This is a genomic window from Flagellimonas baculiformis (assembly GCF_033441575.1).
GTDB lineage: Bacteria > Bacteroidota > Bacteroidia > Flavobacteriales > Flavobacteriaceae > Flagellimonas > Flagellimonas baculiformis.
Window position 1 is genome coordinate 255,546 of record NZ_JAUZVW010000001.1, and the last position, 20,873, is coordinate 276,418.

General features: G+C 41.2%; 22 protein-coding genes, 1 other RNA gene and 1 pseudogene. 12 read left to right on the forward strand and 12 right to left on the reverse strand.

Features of this window, described 5'->3' with window-relative positions:
- Positions 1-41: 41 nt before the first annotated feature.
- On the reverse strand, positions 42-1,247 hold the full coding sequence (locus tag SD450_RS01210) for an NAD(P)-dependent oxidoreductase (protein WP_318342832.1): 1,206 nt from the start codon (positions 1,245-1,247) through the stop codon (positions 42-44).
- 296 nt (positions 1,248-1,543) lie between these two features.
- Here SD450_RS01210 and ssrA point away from each other — a divergent pair.
- Positions 1,544-1,943, forward strand: a transfer-messenger RNA (tmRNA) gene (ssrA, locus tag SD450_RS01215).
- A gap of 139 nt (positions 1,944-2,082) precedes the next feature.
- Positions 2,083-2,304 (forward strand): annotated as a pseudogene (locus SD450_RS01220) (tyrosine-type recombinase/integrase); the annotation flags it as partial.
- Positions 2,305-2,567: 263 nt separating this feature from the next.
- On the opposite strand, the gene SD450_RS01225 reads toward SD450_RS01220, so the two are convergent.
- A complete protein-coding gene (locus tag SD450_RS01225; RefSeq protein ID WP_318342834.1) occupies positions 2,568-3,212 on the reverse strand; it encodes a porin family protein in 645 nt (214 codons plus the stop codon).
- Positions 3,213-3,807: 595 nt separating this feature from the next.
- Here SD450_RS01225 and SD450_RS01230 point away from each other — a divergent pair.
- The 5 genes from SD450_RS01230 (at position 3,808) to SD450_RS01250 (ending at position 7,048) form a co-directional block, all read left to right on the forward strand.
- Positions 3,808-4,488, forward strand: a complete 681-nt coding sequence (locus SD450_RS01230) for a sensor histidine kinase (RefSeq protein ID WP_318342835.1) — start codon at positions 3,808-3,810, stop codon at positions 4,486-4,488.
- 6 nt (positions 4,489-4,494) lie between these two features.
- On the forward strand, positions 4,495-5,259 hold the full coding sequence (locus tag SD450_RS01235; RefSeq protein WP_318342836.1) for a LytR/AlgR family response regulator transcription factor: 765 nt from the start codon (positions 4,495-4,497) through the stop codon (positions 5,257-5,259).
- Positions 5,260-5,410: 151 nt separating this feature from the next.
- Positions 5,411-5,854 carry a DUF6515 family protein gene (locus tag SD450_RS01240; RefSeq protein ID WP_318342837.1) on the forward strand — a complete coding sequence of 148 codons (444 nt, stop codon included), beginning with the start codon at positions 5,411-5,413 and terminating at the stop codon, positions 5,852-5,854.
- A gap of 74 nt (positions 5,855-5,928) precedes the next feature.
- Positions 5,929-6,621 (forward strand): hypothetical protein, encoded by a 693-nt coding sequence (locus tag SD450_RS01245; protein WP_318342838.1) that lies wholly within the window; start codon positions 5,929-5,931, stop codon positions 6,619-6,621.
- A gap of 199 nt (positions 6,622-6,820) precedes the next feature.
- Positions 6,821-7,048, forward strand: coding sequence for a hypothetical protein (locus tag SD450_RS01250; protein WP_318342839.1), 228 nt, complete (start codon positions 6,821-6,823; stop codon positions 7,046-7,048).
- A gap of 245 nt (positions 7,049-7,293) precedes the next feature.
- On the opposite strand, the gene SD450_RS01255 is transcribed toward SD450_RS01250, so the two are convergent.
- From SD450_RS01255 to SD450_RS01280, 6 genes are read right to left on the reverse strand one after another with little or no spacing between them, the layout of a single operon-like run.
- Positions 7,294-8,175 (reverse strand): DUF6268 family outer membrane beta-barrel protein, encoded by an 882-nt coding sequence (locus SD450_RS01255; protein ID WP_318342840.1) that lies wholly within the window; start codon positions 8,173-8,175, stop codon positions 7,294-7,296.
- Between the two features lie 11 nt (positions 8,176-8,186).
- Positions 8,187-8,867: an ABC transporter ATP-binding protein gene (locus SD450_RS01260; protein WP_318342841.1), complete on the reverse strand. Its 681-nt coding sequence runs from the start codon at positions 8,865-8,867 to the stop codon at positions 8,187-8,189.
- A gap of 3 nt (positions 8,868-8,870) precedes the next feature.
- Positions 8,871-10,118: an ABC transporter permease gene (locus tag SD450_RS01265; protein WP_318342842.1), complete on the reverse strand. Its 1,248-nt coding sequence runs from the start codon at positions 10,116-10,118 to the stop codon at positions 8,871-8,873.
- Positions 10,115-11,188 carry an efflux RND transporter periplasmic adaptor subunit gene (locus tag SD450_RS01270; protein WP_318342843.1) on the reverse strand — a complete coding sequence of 358 codons (1,074 nt, stop codon included), beginning with the start codon at positions 11,186-11,188 and terminating at the stop codon, positions 10,115-10,117. Before SD450_RS01270 ends, SD450_RS01265 begins: the two co-directional genes overlap by 4 nt.
- 19 nt (positions 11,189-11,207) lie before the next feature.
- On the reverse strand, positions 11,208-12,545 hold the full coding sequence (locus tag SD450_RS01275; protein ID WP_318342844.1) for a TolC family protein: 1,338 nt from the start codon (positions 12,543-12,545) through the stop codon (positions 11,208-11,210).
- Positions 12,542-12,973, reverse strand: a complete 432-nt coding sequence (locus tag SD450_RS01280) for a DUF2147 domain-containing protein (RefSeq protein WP_318342845.1) — start codon at positions 12,971-12,973, stop codon at positions 12,542-12,544. The genes SD450_RS01275 and SD450_RS01280 overlap by 4 nt, the downstream gene beginning before the upstream one ends.
- 292 nt (positions 12,974-13,265) lie before the next feature.
- On the opposite strand from SD450_RS01280, the gene SD450_RS01285 reads away from it, so the two are divergent.
- The 3 genes from SD450_RS01285 to SD450_RS01295 all read left to right on the forward strand — a co-directional run bounded on the left by SD450_RS01285 (position 13,266) and on the right by SD450_RS01295 (position 15,512).
- Positions 13,266-13,625, forward strand: a complete 360-nt coding sequence (locus SD450_RS01285) for a hypothetical protein (RefSeq protein ID WP_318342846.1) — start codon at positions 13,266-13,268, stop codon at positions 13,623-13,625.
- An 86-nt stretch (positions 13,626-13,711) separates the two neighbouring features.
- Positions 13,712-14,764: a sensor histidine kinase gene (locus SD450_RS01290; protein ID WP_318342847.1), complete on the forward strand. Its 1,053-nt coding sequence runs from the start codon at positions 13,712-13,714 to the stop codon at positions 14,762-14,764.
- Entirely contained in the window at positions 14,739-15,512 is a 774-nt protein-coding gene (locus SD450_RS01295; protein WP_318342848.1) for a LytR/AlgR family response regulator transcription factor, read from the forward strand. Before SD450_RS01290 ends, SD450_RS01295 begins: the two co-directional genes overlap by 26 nt.
- Here SD450_RS01295 and SD450_RS01300 read toward each other — a convergent pair whose 3' ends face one another.
- The gene (locus SD450_RS01300; RefSeq protein ID WP_318342849.1) at positions 15,513-16,439 is read right to left on the reverse strand and encodes a zinc metalloprotease; all 927 of its coding nucleotides are present in this window, start codon (positions 16,437-16,439) and stop codon (positions 15,513-15,515) included.
- Positions 16,440-16,662: 223 nt separating this feature from the next.
- Here SD450_RS01300 and SD450_RS01305 point away from each other — a divergent pair, with 223 nt between their 5' ends.
- Positions 16,663-17,439 (forward strand): sterol desaturase family protein, encoded by a 777-nt coding sequence (locus SD450_RS01305; protein ID WP_318342850.1) that lies wholly within the window; start codon positions 16,663-16,665, stop codon positions 17,437-17,439.
- Positions 17,440-17,560: 121 nt separating this feature from the next.
- Positions 17,561-18,334 (forward strand): hypothetical protein, encoded by a 774-nt coding sequence (locus SD450_RS01310; RefSeq protein WP_318342851.1) that lies wholly within the window; start codon positions 17,561-17,563, stop codon positions 18,332-18,334.
- 577 nt (positions 18,335-18,911) lie between these two features.
- Here SD450_RS01310 and SD450_RS01315 read toward each other — a convergent pair.
- Genes SD450_RS01315 through SD450_RS01325 form a run of 3 tightly spaced genes read right to left on the reverse strand, consistent with a single transcriptional unit; the run spans position 18,912 to position 20,354 of the window.
- Positions 18,912-19,769 carry a HipA domain-containing protein gene (locus SD450_RS01315; protein WP_318342852.1) on the reverse strand — a complete coding sequence of 286 codons (858 nt, stop codon included), beginning with the start codon at positions 19,767-19,769 and terminating at the stop codon, positions 18,912-18,914.
- Positions 19,770-19,827: 58 nt separating this feature from the next.
- Positions 19,828-20,142: a HipA N-terminal domain-containing protein gene (locus tag SD450_RS01320; protein WP_318342853.1), complete on the reverse strand. Its 315-nt coding sequence runs from the start codon at positions 20,140-20,142 to the stop codon at positions 19,828-19,830.
- Complete coding sequence (locus SD450_RS01325; protein WP_318342854.1) at positions 20,139-20,354, reverse strand: helix-turn-helix domain-containing protein; 216 nt, start codon at positions 20,352-20,354, stop codon at positions 20,139-20,141. Before SD450_RS01325 ends, SD450_RS01320 begins: the two co-directional genes overlap by 4 nt.
- Positions 20,355-20,873: the final 519 nt, after the last annotated feature.

Here is a 20,873-nt window from a genome sequence, read left to right on the forward strand (position 1 = left end):
TATCATTAACAAAAAAACAATGCAAATCGACCAAGGGTAGATCACTCCCTGCCATCCACATACCCCTGAAGGTAGGCAAAGCGTTCGGTGAGTTTCCCATTCTGGGTCATCCGTGCCCGCTCCAATATCCCATCTGCATCGTTGTTAAAGAACGCGGGGACAACATATTTGGAAAAGGCTTCCCCAAATCCATTGCTGGCATCACGGGGAAGTTCGCAGGGTAGATTGTCCACGGCCATGACCGCAATGGCACCTTCTTTTTTAAAGTCGGTCTCGGTCTCGCTTTGGGGGTCATATCCATAGATGGGGTCTGCGATGGTGGACGCCCTAAGGGTCGTGGCCACCGGACCATCAATGTCACAACTGATATCGGCCACCACGCTAATGTTGAAATCCGGGTGCTTTACATCCTCCCGAGTGTACAGGTAGGGAGCACCATCTCCATAAAAATGACCTGCAATGTAAAAATCGGTCACCTTGGCAAAGCGGAAAAAATTGGACCTGTACTCTTGTGGGTTTTTAAAGAAATCGGCCTTGTTGCCGCGAACGCCATCCTTGCGCTTGTTGTATTCCGATGCATCTATCTGGCAATAAACGGGCTCTTGAAAGTTTTTTTTCAGATAATCGTCCACCCCCACTTTTTTGAGTCCCATGGCATCGAGCATTTCCTTGGCCCCGTTGCCTACCCTGCCCCTGCCCGTGAGCAAAATCTTGATGTTGGGAAGGTTGATCTTTTGGAGTTCCGCAATCAATGCCTGTTGGTCCTTGAGCGTTTCCGCCTTTGGCAATTGGTAGCTATCGTGTTTTAGCCCATAGGTCCTAAAGCCATTGTAGGTGCCCACAATGCCAGCGTACCGGCCAAAAGCGACCAATCGCTGTCCCTTGGGGTTTGTGATGACCTCATGGTCGTAGAGTTCGATGTTCTTCTCCAAGATGGCCCGAAGCAAACCGCGGTTGTAGGGCTGTTTTTTAATGGTATGGGAAAAGAAGAAGTATTTTTTGTTGGGAACCAATGCATCGATGGGGACTTCCTTTACGCCGAGAAGGACATCGCAGCTGTCCATATCGGTCACCACTGGGAGGCCTTTTTGAGCATATTCTTGGTCCGAGAACACGCGAATGGGCGATGATTCGACCAAAATTTCGGCTTTTGGGAAATGGGAAAGGACATTTTGACATGCTTCTGGGGACAACACCACCCTCCGGTCTGGCGGATTTTTGCGCTCCCTGATGATTCCGAACTTCATATGGTATTTTGGTATAATTGTTGACCAAAATAAGGGGAAAAGGCAGGGTAAGCAAACTTTTTATTGTTTGATGGATATGCGCTACCTTTGCCGACCGCGTTAGGGATAGAGGCGACATCCTTTTTCTGTCATTTCGAGCAGAGTCGAGAAACAGAAAAAGATACAGCCGATAGCCCGACCCCCGAACATTCGGGGAAACGCTATTAAAACGATCATTGAAAAGAACCGTGAACAAAGGCCCTTCGACTTCGCTCAGGGCAGTTCACCCACGATATGCAAAGCATATCTGGTTCACTGGGGCCGACCGGTTTTGACAGCAAGACCAATGGCGATGTAAGCATGCCGAGCGCTGGGATACAGCTCGTTAATCTCATGTTTCACACTTTTAATTGGCGAAAATAATTACGCTCTTGCCGCTTAATCTGAATCATAGTAAGATTGGCCTCGTCCCTACAAGGTAGGGAAGCGAGATGTCCCTTGGTAGCCCTTGTTGACGGCGACCTTTTTAGGGGCACCAAAAAAGTCAACACAAGGGTGTCCGCTCGCTTTGGCGGTACCTCTAAAACCTAAAGAAGCTAAGTGCATGTTAGGCCGTATCTGGTCAGGCATGCATCGAAAATGAAGCAGATACTAAGCATGTAGAAAGCATGGTTATTGCTTGTTTGGACGAGGGTTCGAATCCCTCCGGCTCCACTGAAACACCATCAAAACACAACAGCAAACCTGTAAATTACTGATTTACAGGTTTTTTTATTTTATACAGCACCTTTTGAGCCCAAACAATTTCAAACGAAGACAGTCAAAGGTCCAACGTCCATTCAGAGGATATCCAGGCCTCTGTGGCATTAAAAAAAATCTCACAACCCATTTGGCTCGGCATACCTTTGCAACCACTGTGACACTTTCAAATGGAGTGCCAATTGAAACGGTAGGACAACTATTGGGGCATAAAAATCTTAGGACTACGCAGCATTATGCAAAAATCATTGATAGAAAGGTGAGCGAGGATATGGCCGCTTTGAAAGAAATCTTAGCCGACCAAAATATTGTAGCTTGATTTAATTATATCATCTCTGCAAGCAAGGTTTGCGGGTTCGAGTCCCGTCTAACCTAAATTCGACTAAAATACCATAAAATAAATTGCTTACCGTGGTTTTTCATTGTCATTGACACCAAAAAGTACCAATTTTCACCATCTAAAAGATGGGCAATCCTCTTGTACATTTGAAATGATTAAATAAAAAACAACGATAAATATATTCAGCCTGATAATTGTATTTGATTTTCTGAAGTCCGTCTTTTAGATAGGGGTATCTACACTCATCTAATGTAACCAATATATGAGAAAGAAAAGCTTTGATTTTTGGCTCCCTCCAAGAACAAATAAGCATTCCCCTCTTTTGCAACATCAGCCAGTCCATAATTATACTTGAAAACAATTTTGCCATTGGGCATATTTATCCCTATTCCACCGATTAAACCAAAATCCATTTTTTCAAATTCATCATTGACCAGTTCTCCATAGCCATAATGGTAATGCATACTATAATCAAAATTGGAATCAAGCAAGAATCCTGTATCCCCCCCAATAATGATATCAATAAAACTCTTAGTATGTATATTTATTAATATTGGGGTTTCAACATAATGTAATTTAAATCGGACCGAACCTTCATAAAAATCATTGATAAGGTAATCTCCCTTACCTCCTTTTCTAGAATATAGGAGTTGGGGTTCAATAGAAACTATTTTGTTCAGTGGAAGGCTTAACGATCCCCCGATAAAAAAACCAAATTGAAATTCCGAATCATAGGACTCGTTATGAAAACCCGTGGCCTGTGGACCAAATGTTATTCCAAAATGCGGCTCATGTATACTGAAAACTGGGTAATACCCCCATTTGTCCTGAGCGGTTACATTACATATGGTTACTGTAAAAATGGCAACTACTATTATTTTGTTCATCGTTTTAAAAATGGATTGAAAATTATTTTTTTCAAAAGTATTTTGGGTGGTATGACTTGAACATCAAAACTAAATTGAAGCGGTAATTTTCAAGGATGAAGATTCCCCATGTCACCTTCAAGGATTTTTTTGAATAATTGCTGACTGATAGCTTCAACTTGTAATCAACTGCTTCAACCTGCCTTTAGGTGATTTCAGCCCAATATGTAACCGTTTCATACGTCTGACCGTAATTTTCAAAATTACCATCTCATAGTTTTGCATCATGAAAAAGGTAAATTGGGGTATCGGCCTTCCATTGACAATAATTATCTCCATTTTGGGATCATTGCCCATATTGTTGCATTTTTCAATTGCCGAATTGAATCTGTTCATTCGATCAACATGTTACAACCTAATCTTGACCCTACTTTCTTGGTTTACTTTTCACAAAGTTTTGGACAGCAAGTATTTTGATTCTTCGAAGAGCAAGGTCACTTATTTCATCCTTTGCAGTTTTATTGCGATAGGCTTTGCAATTCTTTTAAATCTGCTCTTAAACACGATTGTAGGGCCTCCCTTTAAACCATTATTGGATCCAAACAGCACCCGGTTTGTGTTGTTGATCATGTTTAGGGGATTGATGCTGGGAGTACTTATTGCTTTTGTAGTGAACTATTTGGAGGTGATAAGGGAAAAACAGATGAATACCCTAATCATCGAACAACTAAAACAAAAACAGTTAGAGGCCAACCTTTCGTCTTTAAAAGAACAAATGAGCCCGCATTTTTTGTTCAATTCCCTCCACTCCTTGATTTCAATAATACGGACAGATGAATCAGCAGCCATAAATTTTGTAATCCGCTTGTCCGAAGTCTATCGGTACCTTTTGCAACATCGGGAACACCAAACGGTGAGCCTTCATGAGGAGTTGGACTTTATACAAGCATACATTTATCTTCTAAAAGTCAGGTTCAAGAACAACATTCGGGTTACAGTGGACATCCCTTCACAATTTTTTCCAACACGAATCCCTCCATTGACCCTACAATTGTTATTGGAAAATGCCGTAAAGCATAATATAGCCTCCAGGACCATGCCTTTAGAAATTGGAATAGGCATAGAAAACAATATGATAGTGGTCGGCAACAACATACAACCCAAAGTTTCCTTGGAAACTTCTCACGGTTTTGGTTTAACAAGTATGGAGGAACAATATAGAATGTTGGTTCAGGAAAACATTATCATAAGATCTGAAAACCAAAAGTTCAAGGTGCTTCTACCTATTATCATATAAACAACTATGGACATTTTAATTATTGAGGATGAGCCGGGGACAGCAGCTCATTTGGAAAATATGATTGTTTCCCTGGATTCTGAACTTCGGGTTTTGGATGTTATTGACAGTATCTCGGGGGGACAAGTATGGTTCTCTGAAAACAGACAACCTGACTTAATTTTAAGTGACATCCAATTAGCGGATGGCTTAAGTTTTGAATTGTTCAAAAAGGTGGATGTAAGTTGTCCTATCATATTTTGCACAGCCTATGATGAATATGCCATCAATGCTTTTGACACCAATGGCATAGACTATCTGTTAAAACCAATCGATGAGGATAAATTGTCAGAAAGTCTAAAACGCTACCATCAATTGAGCAATCATTTCAACATGACAAGCCCATATTTGAGGCAACTTTTACAAAAGGTAGAAAGCCAACTTCATACCTACAAGACAAATTTCTTGATAGCCTTTCAAAATAAAATGATTCCTTTAGGAACAAAGGAAATCGCCTTTTTTTATACCGTGGATGGAATTACAAAAGTCTTCACTTTATCTGGAAAAGGCTATACAATACCTTTTACCTTGGAGCAACTTGAACAACTATTGGATCCCAAAATATTCTTTAGGGCCAATAGACAATACATTATTTCTTATAGTGCCATTGGTTCAGTTGAACCATGCCTATCGCGAAAAACCAGTGTAAACATTATATCGGAAACCCCTACCCCATTATTGATCAGCAAGAAAAGGAGCCCTGTTTTTCTAAATTGGCTCCGAGAACGGTAAAACCCTGGCTCCGGTCAAAATCCACCTTCAGCAATAAAACTTCAAGAGCCCTATGGGCAACTTTAGCCCACTATTTGTCTGCTTGCACTATTTCGCCCTGATTTTTGAAATTCTGGAATGGTAATATTGCTCATGAAATAAAAACAAGATTATGAAAAGAAATTTTCCCAAACCCAAATTGTTGGTTGCAGCGCTATTGTTCTTTGCAGCCATGTATCAAGTGAGCGCACAGTTGGTCGTTAGAAGATCAATTGCAGTTGTGCACAGACCCGTTCCCATGTTAAGGCCATATGCTCGTTCCGTGGTATACCCTGTTGTTGTTGCTCCGGCACCCTTACCGCGTTATTATGTACCCGTTTTCTATGCCGGTAACCCCTACTTTTATTCCAATGGGGTTTTCTATGTGAAAGTTGAAAATTCAGAGGGATACAAAGTAGTGCTTCCCCCTGTTGGGACCTTAGTGCCCAGTCTTCCAAATGAATCCAGGGAAACCGTTATTGATGGCAAAACCTATTACGAATATGAAGGTGTTATCTACAAAAGAATATTCATCGAGGAAATGGTAAAATATGAAGTGGTGGGATACACCAAATAATAACCAAATTTAAAAAGAATATGATGAAAAAAAGAATCTTAATACTATCCATTTGCTCCCTTCTTTTAATGTTAATGGCAACTCTGCAAGGTTGCGAAGACGATGACGATGTCATTATCATAACCCGCAACTATGCCTATGAAGATGCAGAAGAGGCCATCGCAGTCTCCTTGTCATATGGGACCTATGGTGTGGTGGCCAACATGAACAGGGCCAGCGAAGAAATCCAGGAGAACAATGATTGCGATGTGCTTTACCAGGAAACCGATTCATTCCATGACCAGACATATTCCGGTTACATTAGCTATGAATATGAGTATCAAGAGGAATATATCTGGTCTTGCGAACCTAATTCAACAGTGGATTATAGCCTATCTGCCAGCCAACATTTGGAAGCAGTCAGAGCCAATTATGAGCATGAAATAGCACTTGATTTTGACATTACAGGTTTGGATGAGGGAAGTGAGGCCGAGGCTTATGGAGGAACCTATGATAGAACCGGTGAATGGGAATCCAACTATAATCAAGAAACCTATTCCTTTGAGTTTAATAGTACCCTTATTGAAACTTTGGTTTCCAAAGACTCCAATAAGATCTACGCTGGAACCGCCACATTTACTTTGGTCCAGGACTACAGCTATTCCAATGTTTCGTATACCTACCAAGGGACGGTTGAGTTTGTGAGCGATGAAGAGGCCAGGGTAGAGTTTGACAGTGGTGAGGTGTTCTATGTGGATTTAGGCAATATCAGCATCGCCGAAGATTGATATAACAATTGTTTTTCCCTGAAGTTTTCCCCGATCCCGGGTGCTGTTCAAAGCAGTATCCGGGATTTTTGTTTTAGTCGCTTAGGGCCAAAATTCCGTCGCTTGCGGCGATAAACTTTAGCTTTATGGATGGCACAGAGCGAATATCCCACAGTGTTTCGGACCTGTTGTGCCATTTTGTTTTTCCAGCGAAATACAGATGTCTTTCAGCTGGGAAGTCCCGCATAACTTGAGGGAGACCTGTGTGGAGATATCGAAACAGAGCAAGGTACGTTATTGGAACAGTCAGTTCCGACCTTCGGCCCGTATGGTTTTTCGGAATCATCCAGAGGCGAAGAAAGTTCCGTGGGGAAGCGAGTTTTGGACGGGAGCCTATTTTGTGAACACGGACAGTATGTTCGGGAACGAACGGGCAATATCCAAATAGGTTCGAGACCAGGGTGTTGAAAAAGAATATCTGGTTGGACACGACTCCGGACAAATGCTTCTCTTTTGAGAAGCAACGGATACCCCACTGTTTGGGACGGGGCAGTTTATTTTTCAGGGAAATGGAATTCCAAGTAGTAAAAAGCCCCAAGAAACTATACCTTCTCAGGGCTTTAGGAACTAAAAAAACCAACTACTCACAGTTCAATTATTCCAATATGGGTGCCTACAAATAAAACGATTATGCTAAAAAGAATAAAAAAGTCCCATCTGCACGAACAGACCCTTACTTTCCAGCTCTTCCAAGGGTTCATGCTGATTTGATAATGGTATGGTGACAATGGTCCAGCCGTTGGAATCACCCTTGCCGAACCGCTGATATTTCTGTCCTATGACCCCTCCGGATAATTTTAAGTGCAACCCCTTGTAAAGGCGATATTGGTAAAATAGACCACTATTTAGGTTCGAGTGCCTTATATATTCACTGTTAAAATCCTCTTCCGATAACCGAAAACCATTGACACCTATATTCCATTCCATTCCAACTGAATTTCTGCTGCCCATTGACCAAGTCAGCTTGCCTTCAATGGGGAACTTTCCATTAAAATGGATTTGCTCCTTTGGTTTGTAATCAAAATTGACAAAGGGCAGTAACTGGTTGCCAAAAAGTTGATGGGAGTATCCAATGCCCAATCCCATGGTAAGTTTTTCTGATATTTTTCTGTTTATCCCCACCCCTAGGGAAAAGGTGAAATCTTCACTGGATATATCTTCTAAATCACTGCCCAAGGATATTCTTGAAGCCAAAAATAGGTTATCCGTGTCATTTAGTTTCATTCGCAGACCACTTGGCACCTCAACGAGATAAATCCGGTCCCCGATATTCATGGGAAAATTTTCCAATGATTGGCCATTATAATGAAGGCCTGTGAACAGCATAAGCTTGTCGCCCCTTTTAATGGGCAATACTACTCTGGCCTCCCATTGTGATACAGATCCATCCTCCACGTTTTCCAAGGGGGCATGACTATAGCTTATTTGAACAGGGTTCCCTTCTTGACCCAAACAGGCCAAACTTATGCTGGTCATGGTCAAACCGAACAGTCTTTTGATGTATTTTTGATCCATTGGGGTTCTATTTATGGGAAAATCAACTTGCCGTCCATTAACTCCAGGGTCCTGTCACAATTGTCGGCAAAATCATCATCGTGTGTTACGGCAATAATGGTCTGCCCCCTTTCTGCTGCAAGCTCTCGGAAAATATCAAACACGATTCGCGTGTTTTTGGAATCCAAGTTACCGGTGGGTTCATCACCCATTATTATAGCGGGTTCGTTAATTAGTGCCCTGGCTATGGCCACCCTTTGTTGCTGCCCTCCTGAAAGTTTACTGGCCGATTTTAAAGCTTGGTCCTCTATCCCCAGTAGTTTTAGATTTTCCAATGCTTTTTCCTTTATTTCTTCCACAGGCTTTTTTTCGAGCTTCAAGGCGGGTAGCATTACATTGTCCAGTGCAGAAAATTCAGGGAGCAAGTAGTGAAATTGGAAAACAAAACCAATATGCTCATTTCTGAAAGCGGCCAGTTCATTTTGTGGCTTTCCGGTCAATACTTCACCGTTGATGGTCAACGACCCGTCATAGGCCGTGTCCATGGTGGACAGGATGTACAGCAATGTGGATTTCCCAGAACCGGATTTTCCCGTCAGTGCCAAGAACTCCCCCTTTTTGATATCAAACGAGATGTCCTTTAACACATGGAAGGTCTGGGGTTCATAAAAGTATTTGTTCAGATTCTTTACAGATAGCGCCAAATCATTCATAACTCAACCTCTTATAATTTCCACAGGATCCACTTGTGATGCTTTCTTGGCGGGCAGGTAGCCCGCAATAAAGGTGGTGATCAGTCCAAAGATGAATGCCATGACATAATCGCCGGTACGGTAGGTAATGGGCAATGTTTCCAGGGAGGCAATTTTAAAGGGGATATGGCTGACCAACAAGGAGACCAAATACCCCAGCAAAATGCCTGCAACACCCCCTAAAATTCCAATGATCACGGATTGTGTCAGGAATATTTGTATGATGTCCTTCCCATCAAAGCCCATGGCTTTGAGAATGGCTATTTCCCTAATCTTCTCATTCACTGTCATGTTCATGATGTTGTATATCCCAAAACCCGCCACAATCAGAATCGTTAAAGACACCGCAATTGCAATGATATTCCGTAGCTTATTGGCGGCTTCCAACTGACCATTGGCTTCCTGCCAAGGTTCTACTTTGTATTTTGTCATCTTACCCAGCGTCTGGGACAATTCTTGGGTATGGTTGTAATCATCAAGATTTATCTGGATATCGGTGACATATCCCATGTTCTTGGAAATTAATTGCCGTGCAAATCCAATTCGAATATAGGCCTTGGCGTTGTCTACACTGGCCAGTGTGGTTTCCACAATGCCAATGACCTTGTAATTTTTGGTGATACCCTCTTCGGTGAGCACCACCACGTTATCGTTAAGGTTGAGACTTAGCTTTTTGGCCAACCCACTCCCCAATAAAATGCCATCACTTCTGCGGTTGAGTTCCATCCAATCCCCTTCAATAACATATTGCGATGTACCAAAAAGCTTGTCTTCATTAACCACATCGATACCAGAGAGCATTCCATTGACCTTGGTGGCGCCGTTTCTAAAAAATACATTGATGTTTAGTTGGGGCGTAATCCCATTGATTTTAGGAATAGTGTCCAGCATGTTCAGGATCCTTGCCGAATTCTTGATGCCTTCGGTATATTGGATCACCTTGGGATTTCTAACATTTACCAAGGTATTTTGTTCAACATGACCAGCAAAGAGATTGGTATTATCCTTGGGGATGTCATTATATATTCTGATATGTGCCAAAGTACTGAAAGCCAGTCCCGTTTGTGTATCATTGACCCCTGTCATAAAACTGTTCATAAAGATGTACATTGAAATACCGAAGGTGACACTTAGAATGGCCACCAAAGTCTGTTTCAATCTGGAGGTAAGATGTGCGTTGGCAATTTTATAATTGGTCTTGCTTACCTTCATTCCTTGTCCATTTTGGGTGCTTTGATCACCATATTATCTTCTAATCCATTCAACACCTCAACCCAATTATCGGTTTTCACACCTATACGAATGGGAAATTCCTCATTACCATCTTCCAGAATTACCATACTATCCTTAACCAAAAAAGAAGTTGGAATTACAAGTGCCCCCTTTATGTCAGCAATAACAATATTGGCCTGTAATTGGGTGCCCGTATAAAGGGATTTTGGTTTGTTGATAAAGGTGGCTTCAATGACAAAGGATTGCTCTGCCTCATCAAATGCAGGATATAGTTTGGTTATCTCTGCATCAAAAATGGCCTCTTTTTCGGTGTTCAATGAAATTTTCGCCTTTTGACCCAAAGCCACTTTATCAATATCCTCTTCGGCCACGAACAGTTTTATAATGTCTCCTCCCCCGCCAATTTTTGCGATGCTTTCCCCTCGTTTTACCAACTCCCCTTGTTCTTTAAAAACATTTAAGACCGTACCGCTTATTTGGGATGTAATGAAATAATCTTCATTGTTTTCCTGTTGGACCCTTAACTGGGTTCTTGCATTCTCCAAATTGAGTTGGAGCGATTGCTCCAGTTCCGACAAGGATTTTGTAAGGATGTCCACTTGGACCTTGGAGTTTTCAAATTGGACCTTGGCCTTATCATAATCCAGTTGTGATACGGCATTGGTTTGAAGCAACACCCTGTAACGCTCCATATTCTTCCTGTCAAGTTGAAGTTGGGTTTCCGCTTGATCAATCTGCAATCTCAACTGTGTCAATTGCGGAGAATTGGCATCCACTTTGGCTTTTGCGTCCCTGAAGTTCACCAGGGCATTCTCCAATTGGGCGGATTGTACCTGGTTGGACAATTGGAACAGATTGTCACCAATATGGACCACATCACCCTCTTTTACCAAGGAATGGTTCAGAAAACCTTCAGTATTGGCTGTGACCAAATATTCAGTTGTTTTGGCCACATGACCACTGGCAAAAACCACATCGATAATATCCTTTCTTACCGGGGTTGTGGTGTTTTTGCCACCACATCCTAAAATCAAAATGCTTTTGATCAAGATAAATGTTAAAGCTTTTTTATTCCTCATTGTCATTATTTCTGGAAAGAATTGTTGAATATTGGGTATACACACTGGATAATGCGTTCAAATAGTTGTTCTCCGCCCTTATGTAATCCTCAAAGACTTGGAAATAGGAGTCAAGGGGTATTATCCCCTGCCGGTATTTTTGGAAGGCCAGCTCCAAATTATTGCTGTAAAGCTTAAAACTATCGTAGGTGGAAGTGGTGGTGTACAAACTGATCTCATACTCTTTCAGTAAAAGATCATCGCGCAAGGTGGACTGTTGTATTTCGCTCTCCAAATTCTTTTGGGCAATGGCATGCTCAATTTTGGCAATCTTGGTCCTGGACCTATTGGCAAGCCCGTTAAAAACAGGGACGGTTAAATTCATCCCCAGATAGCTATAATCACCCCATGCCCCACCATCCAAGGATAGCGTAAGATCATCTTGAAATTGCTGTTGCCCGAAATAGGCATTGAACGTGAGTTTTGGATAATACGCCGATTTCTCATCCTTGATTTTCAATCTGGATTGCTCCAATTGATGTTCCAACAGTGTAATGCCCCCATCCTTTGCCAATTCCTTGGGAATTTCAAATGCCTGGTTCGAGTATTCGTAGTCCTCATCCAGTATCAATGAAACACCGGCGTCAATTCCCAATAAGCTTTTTAATTGATGGAGCGACTTCACCAAGGTACTTAGGTTGGAAAAAATACTTTGCTCGACTGCGTTTAAATTGATGGAGGCATGGTTAAGTACCGACTTGTCGATTATACCCTTGTCAAACTTCTCCTTGGTCAATATTCGGATGCTATCGGCTATCGCAAAATCCTTTTCATTGAGTTGCAATGCTTTTTGGGCAATAAGGGCCGTATGATAGTACAGTGCAATCTGTTCGGTAAGCTTCACTTCAAAAAGATCCGATTGCACCTCCGCTATGTCCCTGTCCACCTTGGCCGTTCTTGATTTGATGGTTTTCTGCCAGTCCAACACGGTTTGGGATATGGTTATTCCTGCATTGTAGTTGTAATCCCTCCCAAATTGAACATCAACAAGTTCCCCAGGTTGTCCAACAAGCTCTCCAGGAATCGGGGTGGTGGCAAGTTTAAGGTTGTTTTGGGCTGAAAAACTTCCTGTAACTGTGGGCAGAAGATAACTTTTTGAAAGTTGGTGTTCCGTTTTTGCCTTTCCCTGTTGATGCTCATGGATGATCTTTTCAAGGTTATGTTCATGGGCATATGCCAAGGCTTCCTCAACAGAGTGCAGTACAATGGTATCATTGCCTTCTTGGGAATGCACAAACATCAGTTGACCTAAAAACAGGGTTATGAACAACAAAACTTGAATTCTCATGGTATCCTTGTCCATTTGATACGGGTAGAAAACCAGCCTTTTGTAATGTTTAGGGTCAATACATCCTTGTCATCCGAGAGTTGGGCCTCGCAATTGACCTCCCTATCCTTTTTGGGCAAATAAAGGGTTCCCTTCTTCCACATCCCGCCATCAAAAACAAGATTGGAGATGATATCCATACCCAATAGTTCCTCAGACCGTTTTGAATCTCCCATAGTGTTTTGGGTAGTTTCAGTTTCTCGCTCCGAAGTATCGGGCTGTTTCATCCAAATTATCTTTCCAAAAAAAGCATCCTCTTTTTGATATATCTCGATGTGGGCATTTTCCTTGTCATTAAGCCATACCCCTGTAATATCGGGGCCTTTTACCTGACCAAAGGATTTAGGCAACAATAGCATAAAAAACAAGAATGCCAGTAATGGTTTCATAGATCTGTGTGTTTTCAATTATCCTACAAAAGTGAGTTAGGATCAAGAGGATATAAATCGGGAGCTGTTCGAATGACCCTATTTTATCATTGAAGTGGACATTAAAAGAGGTTAGGCTTTTTCAAAGAGAGTGCTGGACTTCTGAAGCCCCCAATCGATGAAAAATTCGCCACAACGTATCTCTACAGCCAAAAAGTAAAGCTTAAGCCACTGTTTTTGTCACTTCACCCAGATAGCTCAGTTCCAATGTCAGGTCCTGATCTAATATTGCCTTAACTTTAAAATTGACATCATGAAAAAAATAGCTTTTGTATTACTATTGTTATCCGTGACTTTTGGATTTTCACAAGAAAGTGACAATGAATTATTTTCTACCGTTTTGGAGGAGCAAGTTGAAACCCTCAAATTGAGTGGGGAAAAAAAGGAAGCCTTTATTAGCGTTAGTACCAAGTACAACGAAAAAATGAAGGCCATTAAGGCCAGTGAGAGCTCCAGAATGCTGAAGTTCAAGGAATTGAAGTCTTTGCAAGACGAAAAGAACGATGAAATGAAAGAGCTCTTGAGCGAGGAAGAGTACAAAGTTTTCAAGGAACTTCAGAAAGAAAACAGAAGTAAGCTCAAGAATCAATATAAGCAAAGGAACGAATCATAGCGAAGCAACTTTTCATTCGCAATTCCAGGCTTTCACAATCAATAAGTGTGGATTGGGGAAGCCTTTTGTATTTTTAATAAATGGAAATGACAAAAGCAGAAAAAAGGGTATTGATACTAACCTCCGTGTTTGTGTCCATCGCATTGAACGTGCACCGGTTGTTTGTCTTACTTCCAGGGGAGGGACGCAAAATTGGCCTCCCATGGGTGTTCAACGCCCCGGAACTAACCTATCAAATATTCCTTCACTTTGGATTCTGTATGTTCTTTGGTTATTTAAATCTAAAATGGCTCAATTGGAACACCGATGTGGGTAAAAAAAGAAAGGTGAAAAATCTGCTGTCAAATACAATTTTCTTTCTTCTTCTTTTGGGCTTTGCAAGTACTACCCAGTATTTCCTATTTGAAAATGTTCTCAATATCAGGTTTTTTCTTTTGGGCTATTTCTTCCGATTGATCTTAAGTTTGGGGCTCATCTCCATTCTCGTGAAAATAATGCTGCTCAATCGCACCCAAAAACGCAAAGAGCAAGAGAACGAACAATTGAAAATCGCATATTTTAACGCGGAAATAAAAAACCTAAGGGCACAGATAAACCCCCATTTTCTTTTTAATGCCCTGAGCAGCCTATCCGCTTTGGTCAGGGAAAATCCAAGCAAGGCGCAAGATTATATCACACATCTTTCCAAAGTGTTCCGATATTCGCTCAGCAACCATCATGAACAACTCATTGGACTGGACAGGGAGCTTGAACTGTTGGATTCCAACATTCAGCTATTAAAAATGAGGTTTGAGGATGCCTTGGAAATTCATATTGAAGTCCCCAAAACCCATGGCATACGATTGCCCCATATGTCGTTACAGCCCCTATTGGAAAATGCCGTAAAGCACAATTTTGTATCAAAAGAGATTCCTTTGCGGATAGACATTTTTCAAGAAGATGGAGCCCTCCATTTCAAAAACACCTTAAATGAGGCCGTTTACAAAGAGTCCTCTACGGGTATTGGGCTATTGAATTTAAATGAGCGCTATAACATACTGATGGGCAAATCCATCGAAATTGAAAAAACAGTCACCCATTTTACAGTAAAATTGCCTTTAAACAAAACTGAACATGAACATAAACGTTGCCATAATTGAAGACGAGCCGGCCATTGCACGAAATCTGGAATTCATCCTAATGGAGCTGGAGCCAAATATTACTGTATTGAACAAAATGGACAGTGTACAGAGCTCCGTAACCTGGTTGAAGAAAAATATGGATAAATGCGACCTGCTTGTTATGGACATCAGGCTAACGGATGGTCTTTCTTTTGAAATTTTCCAGACCATCAAACCGACCGTACCCGTTATTTTTATTACGGCTTATGACCATTATGCTTTGGAGGCCTTTAAAGTGAATGGGTTGGACTATATCCTAAAGCCCTTCCAAAATGAAGATGTGGCAAATGCCCTTCAAAAGTATAAAAACACACAAGGAAAAGCACCCGAACAGAACAATAAGATCCAGGAGTTGTTGAACTATCTTCAGGCCAGTGAAAACAAATCGTCCAGGGAAGCCTATCTGGTGCATTTCCAAAATAAGTTGATTCCCTTGCCCGTAGAAAAAATCAATTGGTTTTACACAGAACAGGAGGTGGTATATGCCCACACCAGTGATGGTAAAAAATATGTCATTGATTCCACTTTGGACAAGGTTTTGACCGAAATCTCGCCCAAGCTTTTTTATAGGGCCAATCGTCAATTCATTGTACAGCGATGGGCTGTCCGGGACATCGATTTTTATTTCAATGGAAGGCTAATCGTCAATGTGGAACCCAGACCCCACGAAAAAATCATTGTGAGCAAGGCCAAGGCCCCAGAGTTTAAAAAATGGTTGGACGAATGATCAAAGTATAGGTTCCTGTCCAAAAACAACAAGCTCCTTCCGCCGAGGACTGTTTTCAAGAACGGTGTGCATACGTTCCATTTGATCTTTGGTAAAAATGTTCATACAGCCATCATCTGTGTAATCCATATAGTTTTCAACCATCTCCAACTTTTCACAGGTCATTTTGTTAGTGGGACAACCATAACTTGGTTCTGCAGCCAAGGGGGTATCCAAACAATAGTCATCATATTGGCAATCCCCATCTCCCCAAATATGTCTAAGCCCTAGCCAATGGCCCACCTCGTGGGTAGCGGTCCTCCCCAAATCAAACGGGGCAATAAGCTCTGGAAAGCTGCCTTTTTGACTGGAACCAAAATATTTATACCCTATAACAATGCCATCTGTGCTTGATGGACCATTATCAACATTCAACCCGGATAAACCTGACGCGTCCGGAAACTGGGCATACCCCAATAGATCCCTGCTGACAAATCCACCAAAATTTACCGTCCAAATGTTGAAATACTTCTCAGGGTCCCAAATGGTAAAGGGTTTAAGTGTGGTTTCAATAGGATTGCGCAAAAAGCCCTTTGGCCATTCCTCCCGTCCACCGTCAATCCGATCTATGCCCGGTTCAATCAAGGTTTCCCCATTTGGCCCTTCAGTGGCCAAAAAGAATTCGATCAAGGTATCAGCCCCATCAGAATTTTGATTGAACCCATTGGTCCCTGCCATTTTCCTGAAATCCTCATTGAGCACCTCCATTTGTGATCTTACTTGGGCACTACTTATATTGGCCCCACTGCCAACTGACTCACCATTGTGCACCACATGTACTACCACTGGTATCCTATAAATAGTCCGATACTCCACCGTTTCACTTGAATCCTTGGTACAGGACAAAAACAATAGGACTATGGTCGTCCCGACAATACATTGCTTCATTTTTACTTTTTGCTAAAAATATCCCATGGTCTATAGGGGTAAATAGTAAAAACAAGTCAAGCAGCGCATTGCAACGGCAAGACTGAAAAATTTAAGGTTGAGGTGAATGGTGTCTTTTTGCCCGTTGATTTTTAACAAATCTCAACACCCCATATTTCAGGTTCACCCAGTTTCTACCACAATATACTTTCAATTAGGACCAACTTCGCCTTAAAAAGAAATCATGGAGAACGGGTTAAGAGCAGGACAGGGTGGAACAATTTTTTTATTGCTTCTGGTTTTGGTGATTTTAGAGATCATTTGGAGCTGGCGCAAAGACAAAAAAGTATACAATACCAAGGACACCTTGGCCAATCTTGCCATTTTTGTCGGTTTTCAGTTATCAAAGGTTGTATTCTTTGGCTTCCAATATGCCATTATGGGGTACTTGTCCAACTTCGCCCTGTTCCAAATCAAGAGCACATCCCTTGTATTCTTGGTCAGTTTTGTTGCTGTGGATTTTGTGTACTATTGGTACCATAGGTTATCGCATAAAATAAAGTTGCTGTGGGCCTTCCACTTGGTGCACCATTCGAGTTTATTCATGAACCTTACCGTAAGCTATCGTTTAAATTGGTTGAGTGCACTCCTTACCCCTTTTGTGGTAGCCCCCTTGATAATAATTGGATTGCCCTTTGAGCCTATTGCGGTTTCTTTCGGACTTAATCTCCTTTATCAGTTCTTTCTGCACACAGAAGCTGTTGGCAAGTTGGGCTTTATTGAAGGTATTTTGGCCACCCCATCGGCGCACAGGGTACACCATGGCTCCAACGAGGAATATATTGATAAGAATTTTGGTGGGGTGTTTATGATATGGGATCGATTATTTGGTTCCTACCAGCCCGAAACCATTAAGCCCACTTACGGTGTAACCACGGGATTCATCAGCAACAACCCTTTTGTATTGGTATTCAAGGGATTTATGGATTATTTCAGGGGTAAAATGGACTACAGGGGATAACGACAGGTTTACCCCCGGGATTTGCAGGCTCACCTTTTTTCCGCCCGTATTGCCCTTCCAACAGAACTAGTTTAGCCAAAAAAATAAACAAAAAGAAAATTAATCTTTAAACCTTAAAATTATGAAACATCTAATCTTACCAGTGAATTTAACTAAAAGAAACAATCCAGTTTTACTTGGGTTGATGGCACTGGCCTTATCGGTTACTTCTTGTAACAAAGAGGACGACTCGACTGATGGCACCGAAAGTTCCATCACTGAAGAGGAAGCCGCAGAGGCCATCGCTATGTCAGTATCCCCGGAATCTGGCGGAATGATTGAGCAGACCAATCAAGCGATATACACCCTTGAGGATGACAACTCTGCATCCAGTAAAGCTGAGGATTACGAATGTGGGGTGGAATATGGTTCCTCCTACAATATCTCAGGGCAATCGGCCAATGTTACCTACAGTGCCAGCTTGGCTTGGAATTGGATTGTGGATTGTAGTACAGGCAGTATTCCATCTGCTGCGGATTTTGATCTTACAGGAACTTCCAGCTATGACGGTCCAAGGATTTCCTCGGATGCTAGCACTACAGCTACCATTAATATCCAAAACTTGGAGGATGAACAGTCTAGCTATGTTGTAAATGAGACGTTCTCCATTGTGGGGTCGCAAGAATCCTATGTTCGAAATGAAAATGCTTTTACCAGTACCATTGATTTGAGCACTACGGATCTGACCGTTTTAAAATCCAACTACAATATCGCTTCTGGAACAATATCTGTAAGTTTTCATGGAGTTGCATCCAATGGAAACAGTTATGATTACTCTGGCACATTGGTGTTTACCGGTAACCAAACCGCAACACTGACCATGGGTAGCGGAAACACTTATGAGTTGGCTTGGTAGCAGTCTTCAAAAGACACTAATTTGAATACGAGGCCCTTTAATAAAAGGGCCTTTTCCCTTTTTATCATATTTGTTCTTGCCATTCAATCACCAAGTATCTTTTTGGGGACACTCCAACTCTGTAACCCTTCCTAAAATGGAAACGCCGGACATGGGACACCACACTCGCCGGATAAAATTGAGCACCATTAGATCCAAAACAAAAAGCTGATTTTCAAACCACTAATGCCATGTATTGGGTGGCTCAAATTTTCCGATTTGGGTGGTATCAACCACCCGGCTCATTCATTAAGCTTTTGTTCACTATTTTTCCCAAAATCCCCCCTTCATTAAATCGTATATAGCAATTTAAATCCTCGTCCGTGTTAAACCCATTTTTAGGCCTTTTGTCAACTTAGGTCAATGTATTTATGGTAACTATTACCGGCCTAGTCCAATGCATCAAGTAAATCCTTACTGCTGTACACTTGTAACCACTTCAATACAGTTGTCACAAAAAGCATACATAATCGGAAAATATCCGATTATCCAGTCATATAGTTACAATATGGATTTTAAAACACCCCTAAATGATTCGTTAAAACATTCTCAACCGATGTTCCAGTATTTGGGAATACTTTTCTTTCGTGTCATCGGAAAGAAAGGAAATTGATATAAGCTCCCTCCATTGCTCTTTTGCCTTTACCAAGTCCTGTAGTATGTTTTCAATGGTTCTTTCATTCAGTTGCAAACGCTCCTTGGCATAGTAATCTACAAAGTCCGACGCTTTTAAATTACTTTTTTTTCCTTTTAAGGTCAACGCAATTTCTTCTTCAGGATTTTTGATCGTAATGGATGAGTTCAACAGATCATAAGCAGGTGCCAAAGTCGTTTTACCATTCTTTGTAATTAAGGAAAAGTTTTTTAGGTGCATATCCTCATTTCCAGTCACAAAACAATAAACGATTCTTTTGAAAAATTCTACTTTCTCAACCACAGGAAACGTACAAAATTCTTCGATGACAGGCACTAGTTTCTCCATACTAAAACGATACTTGGTATCCCTGGTACTTCCTGTCAATTGGGCAAAATCTTCTGTTGCATATTTTTTCCCTTTACCATATCTGTCAAAACGCTTGATAAAATAGGACAGACTACCATCTTTGCCAAAAACCATCCCATGAAAGGGCACATTAATACCTAGGACCTTGGCCATTCGCATGGTCAGGTCTTCATTCTCCGGCAATTCGGGAAAAATATCATTTTGGGGTTTTATAATGTAAGTCCCAAATTGATCCACTACTTTAAATTCTTGGTCGACTATGGAAATACTCGCACTTAATTTAGGTTGCACTCCTTGTATGGATAATTTCTTTGCCCTGTTTGCTGCCTCTCTCCTCAATTCGGAAGCGGTATAGGGCAAATCATTTAAACCAATTAATTTGGTGGAAATCATTTTTAGCCCTTTCTCACTATATTTTCCAGTACCGCACGGTTCATATGTGATAGGACACCTATTCATCTTCCATAGGTTCTACGGTTACCGCACCCACCAAATCAGCACCGGTGGCCATTAATTGGGAGAAATAATCATTGTGGTCTATTTTGGAAATCCGAAGTAATCCTTCCAACATGACACCTTCGGGCAACAACCCTTCAAAAAAGGGAGGGAACCCATTAAAACTGAATTCCTTTTGACCAACGGGCATGGTCAATGAAATCGCCTGACCATTATAATCATCATAATAATTAAACTTATACTCCTTTGGAGAGACTTCTGTTAAAACACCTGCCCTATTTCCATGGGCATATACCACTGCCTTTCTCATACGTTTTCAGCCAAAGGGCTTTTAAATTCCACTTGTATGTTCAATACTTGGAGCACGGCAAGAATGTTGCTCCAACGAACAGTTTCTTTATTTTTTTCGATATCAAAGATGGTTGTCTTGCCTATTCCGGCCAAATTGGCCAGTTCAATCTGTGTCAATCCTGCTTTCTTGCGATGGTTTTTAACCATCAAACCTAAATCAAAATCGGACATATTTTACTGTTTAAACAGTAAATATAAGTATTTTAACTATTGAATAGGTTATAAAAGCCATTAATTTTATTGTTATTACCGCTATAGCAGTAATTTCACCTATTAATCTCAAATTCTCCAGTCAAACTAGTGCAATGTTCAAAAATTACCGCTAAAACAGTAATTTTATGAGATACTCATATTTCAAAATCTTTATTTGAAAAAATTGACTAGAGGGAAAACACGGTATAATCGTACTTCCAAGCAAAGCTTACTATTGAACAATTTATTTATCCTAATTAAAATAGACAGAATTAAAAAGAACCAATACTTTAGACCATATGCATTCGGTCATTATCCATCATATTTAATTGATAACCAAATATTTTATATTAGGGTGACCTATTCGGTGAGCATAAAATTTCAGAAAGCTTGAAACCTTTTATTTATTGGGCTTTCCAGAGATGGGTTCTAGAGCCTCCGGTTCATGCACAAAAGTTGGAGTAAGATTTAGGACACTTGCAGCTCCAAACTTGATTT